General features: G+C 74.4%; 12 protein-coding genes. 5 read left to right on the top strand and 7 right to left on the bottom strand.

What is annotated here, in order from left to right; genetic code table 11:
• Positions 1-25 precede the first annotated feature (25 nt).
• Both metF and ACH4N1_RS00240 read left to right on the top strand, forming a co-directional pair.
• Positions 26-949, top strand: coding sequence for a methylenetetrahydrofolate reductase [NAD(P)H] (metF, locus tag ACH4N1_RS00245; protein ID WP_382783277.1), 924 nt, complete (start codon positions 26-28; stop codon positions 947-949).
• 56 nt (positions 950-1005) lie between these two features.
• Complete coding sequence (locus tag ACH4N1_RS00240) at positions 1006-1974, top strand: hypothetical protein (protein WP_398093373.1); 969 nt, start codon at positions 1006-1008, stop codon at positions 1972-1974.
• 39 nt (positions 1975-2013) lie between these two features.
• On the opposite strand, the gene ACH4N1_RS00235 is transcribed toward ACH4N1_RS00240, so the two are convergent.
• The 4 genes from ACH4N1_RS00235 to ACH4N1_RS00220 all read right to left on the bottom strand — a co-directional run bounded on the left by ACH4N1_RS00235 (position 2014) and on the right by ACH4N1_RS00220 (position 7565).
• Positions 2014-3522 (bottom strand): phytoene desaturase family protein, encoded by a 1509-nt coding sequence (locus ACH4N1_RS00235; RefSeq protein ID WP_398093371.1) that lies wholly within the window; start codon positions 3520-3522, stop codon positions 2014-2016.
• A gap of 563 nt (positions 3523-4085) precedes the next feature.
• Positions 4086-4709 (bottom strand): helix-turn-helix domain-containing protein, encoded by a 624-nt coding sequence (locus ACH4N1_RS00230; protein ID WP_366058826.1) that lies wholly within the window; start codon positions 4707-4709, stop codon positions 4086-4088.
• Between the two features lie 65 nt (positions 4710-4774).
• The gene (locus ACH4N1_RS00225; protein WP_398093369.1) at positions 4775-6859 is read right to left on the bottom strand and encodes a YhgE/Pip family protein; all 2085 of its coding nucleotides are present in this window, start codon (positions 6857-6859) and stop codon (positions 4775-4777) included.
• Entirely contained in the window at positions 6831-7565 is a 735-nt protein-coding gene (locus ACH4N1_RS00220; RefSeq protein WP_398093367.1) for an ATP-binding cassette domain-containing protein, read from the bottom strand. Before ACH4N1_RS00220 ends, ACH4N1_RS00225 begins: the two co-directional genes overlap by 29 nt.
• A gap of 174 nt (positions 7566-7739) precedes the next feature.
• On the opposite strand from ACH4N1_RS00220, the gene ACH4N1_RS00215 reads away from it, so the two are divergent.
• From ACH4N1_RS00215 to ACH4N1_RS00205, 3 genes are all read left to right on the top strand, one after another.
• Complete coding sequence (locus ACH4N1_RS00215) at positions 7740-8306, top strand: SAV_6107 family HEPN domain-containing protein (RefSeq protein WP_398093366.1); 567 nt, start codon at positions 7740-7742, stop codon at positions 8304-8306.
• 235 nt (positions 8307-8541) lie between these two features.
• The gene (locus tag ACH4N1_RS00210; RefSeq protein WP_398093364.1) at positions 8542-9381 is read left to right on the top strand and encodes a methyltransferase; all 840 of its coding nucleotides are present in this window, start codon (positions 8542-8544) and stop codon (positions 9379-9381) included.
• Between the two features lie 266 nt (positions 9382-9647).
• A complete protein-coding gene (locus ACH4N1_RS00205; RefSeq protein WP_398093362.1) occupies positions 9648-10049 on the top strand; it encodes a DUF3040 domain-containing protein in 402 nt (133 codons plus the stop codon).
• A gap of 366 nt (positions 10050-10415) precedes the next feature.
• Here the strand turns inward: ACH4N1_RS00205 and ACH4N1_RS00200 are convergent, their stop codons facing one another.
• The 3 genes from ACH4N1_RS00200 to ACH4N1_RS00190 are packed head-to-tail and all read right to left on the bottom strand — an operon-like array spanning position 10416 to position 15345.
• Positions 10416-12938, bottom strand: a complete 2523-nt coding sequence (locus tag ACH4N1_RS00200) for a DUF3488 and DUF4129 domain-containing transglutaminase family protein (protein WP_398093360.1) — start codon at positions 12936-12938, stop codon at positions 10416-10418.
• A complete protein-coding gene (locus ACH4N1_RS00195; RefSeq protein ID WP_398093359.1) occupies positions 12935-14308 on the bottom strand; it encodes a DUF58 domain-containing protein in 1374 nt (457 codons plus the stop codon). Before ACH4N1_RS00195 ends, ACH4N1_RS00200 begins: the two co-directional genes overlap by 4 nt.
• Entirely contained in the window at positions 14305-15345 is a 1041-nt protein-coding gene (locus tag ACH4N1_RS00190; protein ID WP_366058832.1) for a MoxR family ATPase, read from the bottom strand. The genes ACH4N1_RS00195 and ACH4N1_RS00190 overlap by 4 nt, the downstream gene beginning before the upstream one ends.
• Positions 15346-15475: the final 130 nt, after the last annotated feature.

Here is a 15475-nt window from a genome sequence, read left to right as displayed (position 1 = left end):
CCCTTCCCCTGGCTAACCTGCGGGTATGGCCCTCGGAACCGCATCCACCAGGACCGACCGCGCCCGCACCGTGCGCGACATCCTGGCCACCGGCAAGACGACGTACTCGTTCGAGTTCTACGCGCCGAAGACCGCCCAGGGCGAGCGGAGCCTGTGGAACGCGCTCCGGCGGGTCGAGGCCGCGGCCCCCGACTTCGTCTCCGTCACCTACGGCGCCGGTGGAACCACGCGGGCGACCACGGTCAAGGAGACGCAGCAGATCGTCGTCGACACCACCCTCACCCCGGTCGCGCACCTCACGGCCGTGGACCACTCCATCGCCGAACTCCGCAACATCATCGGCCAGTACGCCGACGCCGGGATCCGCAACATGCTCGCCGTGCGCGGCGACCCGCCCGGCGACCCCATGGGTGAGTGGGTGCCGCACCCGCAGGGCCTCACCTACGCCGCCGAACTCGTCCGACTGATCAAGGAGTCGGGTGACTTCTGCGTCGGCGTCGCCGCCTTCCCCGAGATGCACCCGCGTTCCAGCGACTGGGACACCGACGTCGCACGCTTCGTCGACAAGTGCCGGGCCGGCGCCGACTACGCCATCACGCAGATGTTCTTCGAGCCCGATTCCTACCTGCGGCTGCGCGACCGGGTGGCGGCGGCCGGCTGCGAGACCCCGGTCATCCCCGAGGTCCTGCCGGTGACGAGTGTGAAGATGCTGGAGAGGCTGCCCAAGCTCAGCAACGCCCACTTCCCGGCGGCGCTGAAAGAGCGGATCCTCACAGCCAAAGACGATCCGGCCGCTGTACGCTCCATTGGCATCGACTTCGCCACGGAGTTCTGCGCTCGGCTGCTCGCCGAGGGAGTGCCCGGACTGCACTTCATCACGCTCAACAACTCCACGGCGACGCTGGAAATCTACGAGAACCTGGGTCTGCACCACCCACCGCAGGCCTAGACCGGTCGCACCGCCTTACGACACACTGCGGAGCGGCCAAGGGGAGAGGGGCGTACATGGGCTGGACGGTCCTCTACATCGCGTTCGGCATCGTCGCGCTGTGGCTGCTCGGCGAGGTGCTGCTGCAGTACAAGGCACGGCTGCGCTGGCGGCTGCTCGCCTTCGGCGGCTTCCTCGGCGTGGTGGTCGGTGTCCTGATCCCGTCGGTCGTCGTCATCGGTGTGGGGGCGGCCGCCTTCGCGGTCGGCCAGACGTACGTCACGCTGTCGTTCCGCCGCGGCTTCGCCGAGGGCTGGGCCGTCAGCCGCCCCGGCACCGAAGGCACCAAGCGCCGCCGCGGCAGGGGCGAGCGCCAGGACCCGACCCTGGAGGTCTCCGACCTGGAGGAGACCGAGGGCGGCCCCGACCCGTACGGCCGGGACACGGGCACGCCGTTCGCCGGCGACGACATCACGTACGGCCAGGACAAGGCCGCCTACGGCGACGACGACCGCGACGACGTGTTCACGCCCGCCCCGCGCGGCACCGCGCCGGCCGAGAGCACCTCCGTCTACGAGCCGCAGCCCCTGCCCGACGACACCGGCTCCTACGGCGTGTACAGCGACACCGCCCACGCGTCCACCACCCAGCCCCAGGACCAGTACGCGGCCGCCGCCCAGGGCACCGACCAGGGATACGGCTACGACGGCTACTCCGGATACGGCCAGCAGCAGTACGGCTACGGCTCCTCCGGCGAGCAGCAGCAGTACGCGGCCTACTCCGACCCCTACATCGGCACCCAGACCTACGGCGGCGGCTCCTACGACGCCGGGTACGACCAGCAGCAGTACCCGCAGCAGGGCTACGGCCAGGACCAGTACGGCACCGGCGGCCACGACGGGACCCCGGCCGGCGGCGTCTGGGTCCCGCAGCAGCGCAGCACCGACGACCCGCTCGCCGGCGAACTCCCGCCCGAGCAGCCGTACCCCTACCAGGGCGACGGGCAGCGGCAGGGCAACGGGTACGACGAGCAGTACCGCTTCTGACGGACGCTCACGACCGCCGCCCCGAGGGGCGGCCCGGGCTCACTGCGAGCCGCGGAACTCCGGCCCCTCCACGACGAGTCCCGACACCAGCGCGCCCGACATGCCCGCGTGGGGGAGTCCACCGCCCGGGTGCGCCCAGCCGCCCGCGGTGAACAGGCCCGCAAGGGCGGTCGAGTTGGCCGGGTGCAGCAGCCGGCCCCCCGCCGCCGCCAGCGCCGGCGCCGGGACGGAACCGCCCTCCACGCCGGTCTCCTCCGCGATGTCCGCCGGGGTGCGCACCTCGCGCCACAGGACGCGGTCCCGCAGGCCCGGAAGGGCGCGCTCGGCGACGCCGAGCACCGCCTCCACCAGGTCGGCCCCCGGGTCGGTCCCGGCCGGGACGACGACACTCAGGGTGACCGCCTCATGGGCGGAGTCCGGCACGAGAGCCGGGTCCCCGGGCCGCAGCACCGTGACCGTCGGACCGGCGGCCGGCGCGGGCGCCGTACCGAACAGGGCCTCCAACTCGCCCTCGCGGTCCCGCGTGTGCACCACCGTCCGGTGCGCGGTCCCCTCCGGGCGCCCGCCGCGCAGGGCGAGCAGCACGGTGAGCCGGCTCGGCAGGCCCCGCTGCGGCGCGACCTCGCCCCGGCCGCGCGGCGGCAGCCCGGTGAAGCGGCCCGCCCCCGGCGCGACCACGAAGTCGGCCTCCACCACGCCGCCTCCCCCGGAGCCGGAAGCCTTGGACGCGCCCCCGGCCAGCTCCACGCCCGCCGCCCGGCCGTCCTTCTCCACGATCCGGGTGACCTCGGCGCCGAACTCGAACACGACCCGGCGGGCCAGGCACCTCTCGTACACCGCGCGGGCCAGCTCGCGCACGCCACCGCGCACGGACCACGTGCCGAAGGCGTGCTCCATGTACGGCAGGACGGCCGCGCTCGCCGGGGTGACCCGCGGATCGAGGCCGTACGCGAGCACGTGGCTCTCCAGGAGGGCGGCGAGCCTGGGGTCGCGCAGTTCCCAGGCGCCGACCTCGGCGAGCGTGCCGGCCCGGCGGGTGCGCAGCAGGCGCTTGTGCGGCACCGCCGGATAGGGCTCGCGGTCGGCGAGCACCGTCCAGTTCGGCCACAGCGGCTCCTCCAGGAGCGGGCGGCGCGTGCGGTCCCAGGCCTCCCGGGCCCGGACCAGGAAGTCGCCCCAACGCCCGCCGGCCCCCGGGCCCAGCGCCTCGTCCAGGGCGGAGACGACACCCGCGCGTGAGGCGTTGGGCAGCACGGCCTCGGTGCCGTCGGCGAACACGTGCCGCGCCGACGGGTCGACCTGGACCAGCTCGACACAGTCCTCCAGCGGCTCCTTGCCGGTCTTGACGAAGAGATCGCGCCAGACCGCGGGCAGGGTCAGCAGACCGGGGCCCGTGTCGAAGGCGAACCCGTCCCGCTCGAAGCGGCGCACCGCACCGCCGTACGTCTCCGTACGCTCGTACACCGTCACCCGGTGGCCCGCGACGGCCAGCCGGGCGGCAGCCGCCAGCGCGCCCATCCCGGCGCCGATCACCGCAATCCGTGCCATGCCCGCGACCCTATCGGCCGCCACCGACCGTCACGGCGCCAGCCCGCCCGCCCGTGAACACCGGGGAGAGTCCCGTGAACACCGGGGGGAGTACGGACACGGGGGCGATCGTCACCAGGGCGGCCGCGCGGCGCCCTGGGGTCGGGCGCCCAGGTCTGAGTAGCCGTACCTAGCCGCCGAGATGAGTACGCGCGCGGATGGGGCGCGCCCCGGGTGGACGGGAGAGTGGAGCCCACGGAAAGGGGCCCGGCACCGCACCGCCGACACGGGGCGGCGGAACGGTGCCGGTCCTGGACCGCTCCTTCCGCCGGCCCGGTCGGCGGAAGCGAGGCACGGGGGCAGTCCGGGGAACGACCGGACGGGGGAACACGGGGGACACGGGGGACACGGGGGACACGGGGGACACGGGGGACACGGGGGACACGGGGGAACACGGGGGAAGTACCAGGGAGCGCCGGTTCGCGGTGGCACACGGGGGACGTGGCCACGGCGGACCGGCGCTTCCGTGCCCCGCCCCGCCGGCCGGCGGCGGCCGGCCGGCGGCACCGCCTCCCGCGGAGCGCTCAGCGCCCGCTGACCCGGCCCTGGAGCAGTCGGGACAGGGCCGCGTGGACGTCGTCCAGGGACCGCTCCGGCTGGAAGGCCTGCCAGTCCAGAGCGGCCACCAGGACCATGCCGACCAGCGCGGCCGCGGTCAGCGGCACGTCGATCTCGTCGCTGAACTCGCCGTGGTCGATGCCCTCGCGCAGCACGCCCTCGACGACGGCCACCGCCTGCTGGCGCACCACCATGAGCGTGGACTGCCAGGCCCGGTTGGTGCGCCAGAGCTCGGCCACGTAGAGCTGGGTGAACGCCGGATAGCGGTCGATGAAGACCAGGCCCGCGCGGATCATCGCGTCCAGCGCGTCGACCCGGCTGCCGCCCTGGTGCGCCGTGCTCTCGGCGGCCTCCCGGAGGGACGCGGTGAGCAGTCCCACGCCGTGCCGCAGCAGCTCCTCGAAGAGGACCGACTTGCTCGCGAAGTTGTAGTAGACCGTGCCCTTCGCGACGCCCGCCCGCTCGGCGATCTCGTCCACGGTGGTGGCGGAGAAGCCCTGCTCGGCGATGAGCGTGACGGCTGCCTCGTAGAGCTTCTGCCGGGTGGCCTCGCGGCGGGTGCGGCCGGTCGGCGTGGTGGTGCTGTCCATGCTCCTGATTGTCACAGGAACCCGACCCGCCGAAGTCCCCGGTCGCGCGGTCACGGGGTCGGCGGTCACAGGGTCAGCTCCGGGTGCAGCCGGTCCAGCGTCCACACCTGGCGGCGGCGCGCGGACAGAGCGGTCAGTGCCAGGGCGCCCGCCGTGAAGGCGGTCAGCACCACGCACGCGTGCCACACCGGTTCCAGGCCGCCGCCCGTGATGAGCCGGCGCAGCGCCTCGACGACGTAGCTCATCGGCAGGAAGGGGTGCAGGGCGTTGAAGAAGCCCGGACTCGTCTGCACCGGGTAGGTGCCGCCCGCCGACGTGAGCTGGAGCATCAGCAGGGCCAGGACGAGGATCCGGCCCGCCGGGCCGAAGCGCGCGTTGAGCCACTGGACGATGGCCGCGAAACAGGCCACCACCAGGAACAGGAAGCCCACCGTGCCGGCCGCCCGGACCATCCGCAGGCCCACCGCCCAGTGCAGCACGGCCATCAGCGCCACGGTCTGGAGCACCCCGATCGCGGCCACCGGCAGCCAGCCGGCCAGCGCGATCCGCCACGCGGAGGCGCCCGCGGCGAGCGCGCGCCGGTTCAGCGGCGCGATCAGCATGTACGCCACCATCGCGCCCACCCACAACGACAGCGGGATGAAGTACGGGGCGAAGCCGGTGCCGTAGTTGGGCGCCTTGTGCAGGTCGTGGGAGGCCAGCTGGACCGGGTCCGCCATGACGGCGGTGCGCGCGTCCCGGTCCTCCTTGTCGTAGTCGGGGATCCGCCCGGCGCCGTCGTGCAGTCCGCCGGCGAGCTCCGCGGAGCCGTCGACCAGCTTGAACATGCCGCCGTCGAGCTTCTCGGCGCCCTTCTTGAGCTTGCCGACGCCCTTGTCCAGCGCGGTCGCGCCGCTCTTCGCGGTGCCGATGCCGGTGTTCAGCTTCTCGGCGCCCGCGGCCACCTTCTGGGCGCCCTTGTTCAGCTCGTTGATCCTGGAGACCGCGTCGGCGACGTCCTCGGACAGGTGCGGGGCGCGGTCGGCGAGCGCCTGGGCCTGCTTCTGGAGCGCCGCGAGGTTCGTGCGCATCGTCTTCAGGCCGCCGTCCTGATCGGCGACGACCGTGTCGACGTCGTCGGCGATCAGCACCACGTCCGCGGCGGCGTCCCTGGCCTTCTTCAGGTCGGCGCAGGCCGGGTCGGGCAGCGCGGGCGTCTCGCAGCGCGTCCGGTGGATCTCGTCCAGGGTCTCGGAGGCGGCCCGCGCACCCTTCGCGGCCACCGGCGCCGTCTTCACCAGGGTGGACAGATGGCCGCGGACCGCCTTGGCGGAGTCGGCGACCAGCTGGGCGGTGTCCCCGATGGTCTTCTCGTTGTCCTGGAGGAAGGGCGTGACCTTGCCGGAGACGCCGTTGACCTCGTCGGCGAGCGTCTGCGTGCCGTCGGCGACCTTCCGCGAGCCGTCCTCCAGGTCACCGGCGCCCTTGTCGAGCCTGGTCAGTCCCCCGGACAGCTTGCCGCTGCCCGACTTGGCGTCCTTGAGGCCGTCCGCGAGGGCCTTGGAGCCCTGCTCGGCCTTCCCGATGCCGCCCTTCAGCCTGTCGGCCCCGTCGGCGGCATCCACGGTCTTGCCGTGGATGTCGGAGAAGGAGATGAAGATCCTGTCCAGGAAGGAGCGGGAGGCCTTCGTCGAGGCGGCCGTGCGGACCTCGCTGAAGACCGTCCGCGAGATCTGCCCGACGATGTAGTTGTTGGCGTCGTTCGTGCGCACCTGCAGGGCGCTCGTCGCGGGGGAGTCCCCCGAGCTGGAGGCGATGCGCCGGCTGAAGTCGGCGGGCATGGTCAGCGACAGGTAGTAGGTGCCGTCCTCCACGCCCGCGCGCGCCTGCGCGGCGTCGACCTCGCGCCAGTCGAAGACCTTGCTGTCGCGCAGCCCTTCGGTGATGTCGTCCCCGGCGGCGATCCGCCGGCCGTCGGCACTCGCCCCCTCGTCGTCGTTCACCAGGGCCACGGGGATGCGGTCGAGCCGGCCGTACGGGTCCCAGAAGGACCACAAGTACAGCGCGCCGTAGAGCAGGGGCAGCAGCAGGAGCGCGACCAGGGCGGCGCGCGGGAGCTTCCCCCGGCCGAAGCGGCGCAGCTCAAGCGCGGCGAGTCGCGGCGCGTGCATCGGCCGTCTCCTCTCCGGGGCCCGGCCGGCTGGCCACCGTCACGGCGCCGTCGGGTGCCTCGGCGCACGCCGCCACGACGGTGGTCCCGGAGGCGGCGACGGAGGCCAGCAGGGCCCCGGCCGCGGCGCGTTCGGCGTCGGACAGTTTCAGGTCGGCGTCGTCGACCGCGAGCAGTCGCGGCCGCCCGAGCAGGGCCAGCGCGACCGACAACCGCAGCGCCTCCAGCCGCTCCAGATCGCGTACGGCGGTCCGCGCTCCCTCGGGCAGCGCCTCCCGTTCGAGCCCGGCGGCGGCCAGCGCGGCGTCGACCTGCAGCTTCTCCTCGGTCACGCGCGCGGTGCGCGGCCGCAGCAGCGCGCGTACGGAGCCGCCGAACCGCCGCTGCAACAGAGCCCGTTCGTGCAGGTGCTCGCCGACGGTCAGCGCCGGGTCGAGGTCGGTGACACCGGTGACGTTGGCCAGGGCGCTGACGCGGCGCACCGCGGCCATCTGCTTCGGCAGCCGTGCGGTGCCGACGACCGCCGTCCCCTCGGTGGCCTTCATCCGGCCGGTGAGCGCGAGCAGCAGGCTGGTCCGGCCGGAGCCGGAGGGCCCCTCGACCGCGATCAGCGAGCCGGGCTCCGCGTCGAGACCGACGTTCCGGAAGGCCCAGCCGCGCGGACCCCGCAGCCCGAAGCCCTCGGCGGTGACGGCGACTCCGTGCACGGTTCCCCCCGTGAGCAGAATTTGAACTGACTGGTCAGTGCAAAAACTAGCCCGAACTTTCGATCGAGGCAAAAGCCCAGGTCGCAGCGGATTGTCAGTGGCATGGCGCACGATGGGCACATACGGCACCATCCGCCAGGATCGTGCCGTCACACAGACGACAGGAGGTTCGTCATGGCCAGCTCCCACGCAGCAGCCGCACGTCGGCGACGCGCCACCGGCCCTGCCCCCTCACTGACCGGCCCGGCGAGCGACGTGCACCCCGTGCTGCGCCGGACCACGGCCCCGCCCGCCGCCCTCGACCTGCTCGCCCAGGCCCACGCCGGGCTGGACGAGGCCACCGTCCTCGACACCCCCAACGAGCGGTACGCCACGGCCCACCTCGCCGCGCTGCGCACCGCCGCCGCCGTCCTCGCCGCGCGGGGGCGCCCGGAGGCCACCCCCCGACGCCGGGCCCGGATCAGGAGCGCGTGGGAGGTGCTCCCCGAGATAGCGCCCGAACTGGCCGAGTGGAGCGCGCTGTTCGCCTCCGGAGCCGGGCGCCGCGCCCGCGCCGAGGCGGGCATCCAGGGCGCGGCCAGCCGTCGTGACGCCGACGACCTGATACGCGACGTGGCCATGTTCCTCCGCCTCGTCGAACGCATGCTGGTCCTCCAGCCGGTGCTGCCCCCGCCCCGCCGGGAGGGCGCCGAAGGGGACGGCCCGGGCGCGGGGTCGGACAACATGCCGGACGCGGGATGAGCCCCGCCGCCGACGCGACCGGCCGGGCCGGCGGGGCGTCCGTCCGGGACGCGCGCACGGGCGTCCCGGGCAGGCCTGCGGACCCCGCGACCCGGGCGCACCGCGGTGACCGGCGGCGGGGGCGGAGGCAATAGGGTGGACAGCGCCTGAAGCCTTTCCCCGCCGCCGCGGCCGGGAAGGCGCCCCGTTCGCTCCGCCGCGCCAGAGGCGGTGCCGCGCCGAGGAGTCAACTGCCGTGCCGGACCCCATGCGCCCGTCCGTCTCCCACCGCCACTCGCACACGGCGTCGCTGCGCTCCGGCACCTCCCGCCCCCGCGCCTCGCTCCGTACCGCCGTGGTCTGGGAGGTGCTCCAGGACGCCCTCGACCGCCAGGTCAAGGCCACGGGGCGGGAGTCGCTGGACGTGCTCGACACCGGGGGCGGCAGCGGCAACTTCGCGGTGCCGGTCGCCCGCCTCGGGCACCGGGTCACCGTCGTCGACCCCAGCCCCAACGCGCTGTTCGCGCTGGAGCGCCGCGCCGCCGAGGCCGGAGTCGCCGACCGCGTGCAGGGCGTCCAGGGCGACGCCCACGGCCTCTTCGACGTGGTCCGGCGCGGCGGCTACGACGTCGTCCTGTGCCACGGCGTCCTGGAGTACGTCGACGACCCCGCCGAAGGCGTCCGCAACGTGGTGGCCGCGCTGCGCTCCGAGGGGGTCCTCAGCCTGCTCGCCGCCGGCCTCGGCGGCGCCGTTCTGGCCCGCGCCCTCGCCGGTCACTTCACGGAGGCCCGCCAGGCCCTCACCGACCCGGACGGCCGCTGGGGCGAGGGCGACCCCGTGCCGCACCGTTTCACCGCCGACCAGCTCACCGGACTGGTCGAGGGCGCCGGCCTCCGGGTGGGCGCCGTGCACGGGGTGCGGGTCTTCGCCGACCTCGTGCCCGGTGTGCTCGTGGACACCGAGCCGGGCGCCCTGGAGGCGCTGCTGAAGCTGGAGGAGGCGGCGGCCGAACTGCCCGCCTTCCACTCCGTGGCGACACAGCTCCACGTGCTCGGTGAGACCCGGGGGACCGACGAGGCCGCCGCCCGCTCCTGAGACGCGCCGCTGATCAGGTACGCGGCCGCGCATGGAGTACGCCACAGGCCCCCCGTTCGGCCGAAGCGCGCCGTATGATCGAGGGGGACCGCCCGGCATGACGGGTCGGCCGCCGGGGAATGGAACCCCCAGCGGACCCGAGACGCTCATGACGGGCTCCGGTTGGCCAATTGGCGTAGAGGGGCGGGTTTCACGGGGGCGATTCCCTGCCTATCCTGAAGGGACCCCCCGGGTCGCCCCGGCGACTGCACGATGAGGAGGACTCCGTGCCGCTCTCGGAGCACGAGCAGCGCATGCTCGAGCAGATGGAGCGAGCGCTGTACGCCGAAGATCCCAAATTCGCGTCGGCGCTTGAGGGAAGCGGGCTGCGTACGTACACCCGGCGCCGGGTCTACCAGGCGGTCGCGGGCTTCCTCGTGGGTATCGCGCTCCTCATGGCCGGTATGGTCGCCCAGCAGGTCTGGCTCAGCGTGGTGGGCTTCCTCGTCATGCTGGGGTGTGCGGTCCTCGCGGTCACCGGCTGGCGCAAGGCCCCCAAGCCGGGTGAACAGCCCGCCGGCACCCCGCAGGCACGCGGGCAGGGACGGCCGAAGCGCTCGGTGATGAACCGGATCGAGGAACGCTGGCAGCGCCGCCGCGACGAGCAGGGCGGCGGCCAGGGGCACTGAGGCGTCGCTGAGGCTGTGCCGGCCGCTCCCGCGCCCGACCCGCTGAGACGCCGGAGCCGCGCAGAGACGTGGTGAGGGGGTGACCGCCCGACCGGGCGGTCACCCCCTCACGCATGTCCCCTGCCTGCGCCCTCGCCTGCGGACGCGGCGCTTCCGCAGGCCCGCCGCGGAACAGCGTTCGGCCCCCGTTCCGGGAGAGATCCCGCAACGGGGGCCGAACGCGCCGTCACCGGGCGCACCTCAGCGGCCCCGTCGAGCGTCAGCGGCCTCGGCGACCCGGCGGAACCTGAGCGTCCGCCGCAGCCACCGGCCGCCTGTCGCAGCCACCGGCCGCTGCCGCCGCAGCCACCGGCCGTCGCCCGAGCGTCAGCTGCCCGCCCGGGCGTCCGCCGCCCGGCTGCCCGGTCGTACCCGACGGGCCAGGGCCGTCAGACGGGCCGAGCAGGCCGCCTTGGCCGCCGTCCAGCGGTCGCTGAGGTCCCACACCACACGGACGGCCGAACGCGGTGCCACGACCGCGCGCAGCCGGGTGCGCCGGCCGACCCGCGCCCGCAGGGCCACCCGCACCGTGCGCACGTCCTCGGCCAGCCCGGCCTCGGCCCGCGGCCGCGGGGCGAACAGCACCTGCTCCACGGCGCCCGCCAACCGGTGCACGGATTCGGCCACCGCCTCGTCCAGCTCGCCGAGCCGGACGATCCGGTCCGCCGCCCGGCGGGGCGTCAGCGCGTCGTCGGGCGGGATCCCGTAGTCCCAGGCCGTGTCGGTCAGCTCGCGCCACACCCCCAGGACGTGGGCCGCGGCCGCCTCGCCGGCCTCCTCCGGCGGCAGGTCCGGCAGCACCGCCGGACCGGTGCCGCCCACCGGCCGCCCGACGCCGTCCCCGCGTGTCACGGGGTCCGCCCGGCTCCCCGCCGGGGGACCGGTGTGCTGGGCCGAGGCCAGCCGCACCGAACGCCGTCTCAGCCGCCACGCCATCGGCAGCAGGGGCAGCACCAGCACCACGAGCCCCAGTGCCGTCCAGCCCGCGATCCTGTACCAGGGCGGGCCGCCGCCGCCCTGATCCGCCCGGTCCAGCGTCAGCGCGTCGGCGCAGCCCTGGAGCCTCTTGTCCTCCGCGGTGCAGCTCGTGCTCGCCGACGGCTCGGCCGACGGCGCCGCGCCCGCCGACCGCGAGGCCTGCGGCAGGTCCGGGACGGCACTGCCCGAGGTCTCCGGCAGCGTGTACGGAGGTGTCGTCCCCCGGGTCGGGGTCGGCTCGAAACGGGTCCAGCCCACGCCCTCGAAGTACAGCTCCGGCCAGGCGTGCGCGTCCTTCAGGCTCACCGCCACCGAACCGTCGGACTGCGGCGAGCCGGGCGCGAATCCCACCGCCACCCGGGCCGGAATGCCCAGCGTGCGGGCCATCGCCGCCATCGCGAACGAGAAGTGCACGCAGAAGCCCTGCTTGTCCCGCAGGAAGCGGGCGAGCGCGTCCTTCCCGGTGCCGACCTCGACCTCGGTGTCGTACTCGAAGCCGCCCGTCACCGCGAACCAGTCCTGGAGCTTCACCGCCCGCTCGTAGTCGTTCGACGAGCCGTCGGTGATCTCGCGGGCCGTCCGCGACACCACCGCCGGCAGGGTGTCCGGCACCCGGGTGTACTCGCCGCGCAGCGAACCGCGGGCCTCCGGGGCGGCGGCCAGCTGTTCCGCGGTCGGCCGCACCTGAAGGCTGTTCACCTCGTAGGACTTGCCGCGGGTGGTCTGGCGGTGGTCGCCGACCACGGTCATGCCGACCGGCTCGTACCGCCACCTGCCGCTGACCTGCACACCGCTCGGCGGGTACGGCATCGGCAGCCAGTCCTGGGCGTACCAGTCGGCGGCGGCCACCCGGGTGGTGATCTCCTCGCGCCGCACCCGCGGGCTCAGGCCGGGCGGGGTGGGCAGCTCGTCGGGCACGGCGACGACGTCGCGTTTCGACGGCTTCCACGTGGTGCCGTCGAAGTCGTCCAGGGAGACGATCCGCAGATACAGGTCCGAGAGGTCGCCGGTGTTGGTGCGCAGGGTCAGGACCGTGCGGTCCTCGTTCACGTTCAGGCTGTCGCGCAGCGACACCAGCGGATTGACCGCGGAGATCGTGCCCCCGCCGCCGGCGCCCGGGCCGACCCCGGTGCCCGCGCCGTCCAGCAGACCGCCGTCGATCGCGGGCAGCGGCAGCAGCGGCACCGCGAGCGCCACGCCCAGGGCGGCCGCGCCGATGCGCCGCCCGGTGCGCACCGGGGCCACCGGGCCGGACTGCCCGCCCGGACCGCGCGGGGCGCCTCCGAAGACGCGGCCCCACTGCGAGAGCCGCTCCCGGCCCTCGGCGAGCAGCAGCATGAGATAGCCGCCGCCGGCCACCAGGAACCAGAGCCAGTCGGTCCCCCCGTCGGAGAGCCCCGCGGCGACCGAGTACAGCGCCAGCAGGGGCAGGCCGGCCGGCGCGGCGTTGCGGTAGGTCACCGCGAGGGTGTCCACCGCGAGCCCGATCAGCAGCACACCGCCGATCATCATCAGCCGGATGCCGTCGGAGAGCGGCGCCGGTATCGCGTACCGCCCCACGTCGTCGGCGCCCGCGCGGAGCAGGTCGGCGAAGTGCTGGAAGGCCTGCGGGCCGGGGACCAGCCCGGCGAGGGCCTGCTCCCGGGCGAAGACCAGGGTGAGCAGCACCAGCGTGACCAGGACCTGGGCCAGCACGGTCAGCGGCCGGGCCAGCGGCACCCGCCGGGTGGCCGCGCCGACCCCGCACTGGACGGCCAGCAGGACGGCCGCCAGCAGGATCCACGAGGTCCGCTCGACCAGGGGCAGCAGGGCGGAGGCGGCCATCAGCGTGGCCGCCGCGGCGCACAGCGTCAGCCGGGCCCGACCGCTCATGACCCCGCCCCCCTTCCGCTCGGTCCGCCGGCCGTCACGACACCCGAACGCTCCCGGTCCGCCTGCCGCCACAGCTCGTCCAGCGGGGCGCCCCGCGGCACACTGACGGCCGTCCAGCCCGCCTCGCGCAGCATCCGCAGCCGCTCCTGGTGCCCGTTCACCGGATGCGGCACGTCATGCGGTTCACGCACCCAGCCGTCGCCGTCCAGGAGGAAGGCGACGGCGCCCCCGCTGCGCTGGCGCATCTTGGCGGCCACCGCCGCCTCCTCCTCGTCGAGGTCGCCGAGGAAGGCCACCAGCAGACCCTCGTTGCCCCCGCGCAGCACGTCGTAGGCCGGGGACAGGCCCGTGCCGTCGGAATGGTCGATCACGGCGAGGGTGTCCATCATCAGCCCGGCCGCGTCGGCCGATCCCTCGCCGGACCCGGCGAAACCCTCGGCGCCCTCGCCCGGCACCGAGCTGCCGGTGTCCGTCAGCAGCCGGACGGAGAAGCCCCGCTCCAGCATGTGCACCAGCACGGACGCGGCGCCCGAGACCGCCCACTCGAAGGCGGAGTCGGGGCCCGCGCCCCGGTGGGCGAGCCCGCGGGTGTCCAGCAGCACCGTGCAGCGGGAGCGCTGGGGCTGCTCCTCACGGCGCACCATCAGCTCGCCGTAGCGGGCGGTGGAACGCCAGTGGACACGGCGCAGGTCGTCGCCGTAGCGGTAGCCGCGCGGGATCGCGTCGTCCTCGCCGGCCAGCGCCAGCGAGCGCTGCCGCCCGTCGCCGTACCCCTTCGCCTCGCCGCCCAGCCGGACCGGCGGCAGCGCCTCCACGCGCGGCACGACCGTCAGGGTGTCGTACGTCGAGAAGGAGCGGGTCAGCTCGCACATGCCGAACGGGTCGTTCAGCCGCAGCTGGAGGGGGCCCAGCGGGTAGCGGCCGCGCAGGTCGGAGCGGACCCGGTAGGACACCTCGCGCCTGCCGCCCGCCTCGACCCGGTCCAGGACGAAGCGGGGGCGCGGGCCGAGGACGTAGGGCACCCGGTCCTGGAGCATCAGCAGGCCCGTGGGCAGCCGGGAGACGTTGTCCATCCGCAGATGGACGCGGGCCTCGCTGCCGGCGGGCACGCGCGCGGGGGAGAGCCGGCGGCTGCCGGCCACCCGGTAGCGGGTGCGGTAGACCACGGCCGCGCAGACCAGCGGCAGCGCGGCCAGCAGCAGCCCGACGCGCAGCAGGTCGGGCTGGCCGAGGACGTAGGCGCAGATCGCGGCGGCGACCCCGGCCGCCAGGAAGGAGCGGCCACGCGTGGTGAGACCGGCCAGGGCGGTGCGGACACCGCCCTTCTCCCCGCGGTCCGCCTCCGCCGGTCCGGCCGCGCCGGTGGTCATCCGAGCCTCCGCGGCGGCTGCCGGTTGTACGCCTGGGGGCCGTCGCCCAGGCCGTAGCCGCGCTGCTGCGGGGAGCCGGTGGGCACCGGGGTGCGCTGGATGATCTCCTCGACGACCTGCTCCGAGGTACGGCGGTTCAGCTGGGCCTGCGCGGTGGGCAGCAGCCGGTGGGCCAGGACGGCCACGGCGAGGTTCTGCACGTCGTCCGGCAGCGCGTAGTCCCGGCCGCCGAGGGCGGCGGACGCCTTCGCCGCGCGCAGCAGGTGCAGGGTGGCGCGCGGGGAGGCGCCGAGTCTGAGGTCGGGGTGGGTGCGGGTGGCGGAGACCAGGTCGACCGCGTACCGCCGGATCGCCTCGGCGACGTGGACCCCGCGGACCGCCTCGATCAGCTTCAGGATCTCGTGCGCGTGGGCCACCGGCTGGAGGTCGTCCAGGGGGTTCACCCCGCCGTGGACGTCGAGCATCTGCAGCTCGGCCTCCGGGCTGGGGTAGCCGATGGAGACCCGGGCCATGAAGCGGTCGCGCTGGGCCTCGGGCAGCGGATAGGTGCCCTCCATCTCCACCGGGTTCTGGGTGGCCACCACCATGAAGGGGCTGGGCAGCTCGTAGGTCTGCCCGTCCATGGTGACCTGGCGTTCCTCCATCGACTCCAGCAGCGCGGACTGGGTCTTGGGCGAGGCGCGGTTGATCTCGTCGCCGATCACGATCTGCGCGAAGATCGCGCCCGGCTTGAACTCGAAGTCCCGGCGCTGCTGGTCCCAGATGGACACGCCGGTGACGTCCGACGGCAGCAGGTCGGGCGTGAACTGGATGCGCCGGACCGAGCAGTCGATGGACCGGGCCAGCGCCTTCGCCAGCATCGTCTTGCCCACGCCGGGGACATCCTCGATCAGAAGATGTCCCTCGGCGAGAAGCACCGTCAGAGAAAGCCGTACGACCTCGGGCTTGCCCTCGATCACTCCCTCCACCGAACTGCGGACCCGCTCCACAGTGGCGGTCAGATCTGTGAGGCTCGCACGCTCGTCATAGGTCGTCACCCGGCCCTCCTCGGCCCGTTCTTTCCGGGCCGACGCTCTGCGACGCGGACCGGCCCACCCCGAAACACGGACACCACGCGGGAAATGCTCAGCGCGACGCCACTCCCGCATTCTTGCTGCCGTTACCGTT

The sequence above is a fragment of the Streptomyces sp. NPDC017202 genome, assembly GCF_044331705.1.
In the GTDB taxonomy this organism is placed as follows: domain Bacteria; phylum Actinomycetota; class Actinomycetes; order Streptomycetales; family Streptomycetaceae; genus Streptomyces.
The sequence above is the reverse complement of the archived record's forward strand: the minus strand, read 5'-3'. Positions and strand labels throughout refer to the sequence as shown.

Coding starts and splice junctions, on each gene's coding strand:
- metF (WP_382783277.1), top strand. CDS start 26: ATGGCCCTCGGAACCGCATCCACCAGGACCGACCGCGCCCGCACCGTG.
- ACH4N1_RS00240 (WP_398093373.1), top strand. CDS start 1,006: ATGGGCTGGACGGTCCTCTACATCGCGTTCGGCATCGTCGCGCTGTGG.
- ACH4N1_RS00235 (WP_398093371.1), bottom strand. CDS start 3,522: ATGGCACGGATTGCGGTGATCGGCGCCGGGATGGGCGCGCTGGCGGCT.
- ACH4N1_RS00230 (WP_366058826.1), bottom strand. CDS start 4,709: ATGGACAGCACCACCACGCCGACCGGCCGCACCCGCCGCGAGGCCACC.
- ACH4N1_RS00225 (WP_398093369.1), bottom strand. CDS start 6,859: ATGCACGCGCCGCGACTCGCCGCGCTTGAGCTGCGCCGCTTCGGCCGG.
- ACH4N1_RS00215 (WP_398093366.1), top strand. CDS start 7,740: ATGGCCAGCTCCCACGCAGCAGCCGCACGTCGGCGACGCGCCACCGGC.
- ACH4N1_RS00200 (WP_398093360.1), bottom strand. CDS start 12,938: ATGAGCGGTCGGGCCCGGCTGACGCTGTGCGCCGCGGCGGCCACGCTG.
- ACH4N1_RS00195 (WP_398093359.1), bottom strand. CDS start 14,308: ATGACCACCGGCGCGGCCGGACCGGCGGAGGCGGACCGCGGGGAGAAG.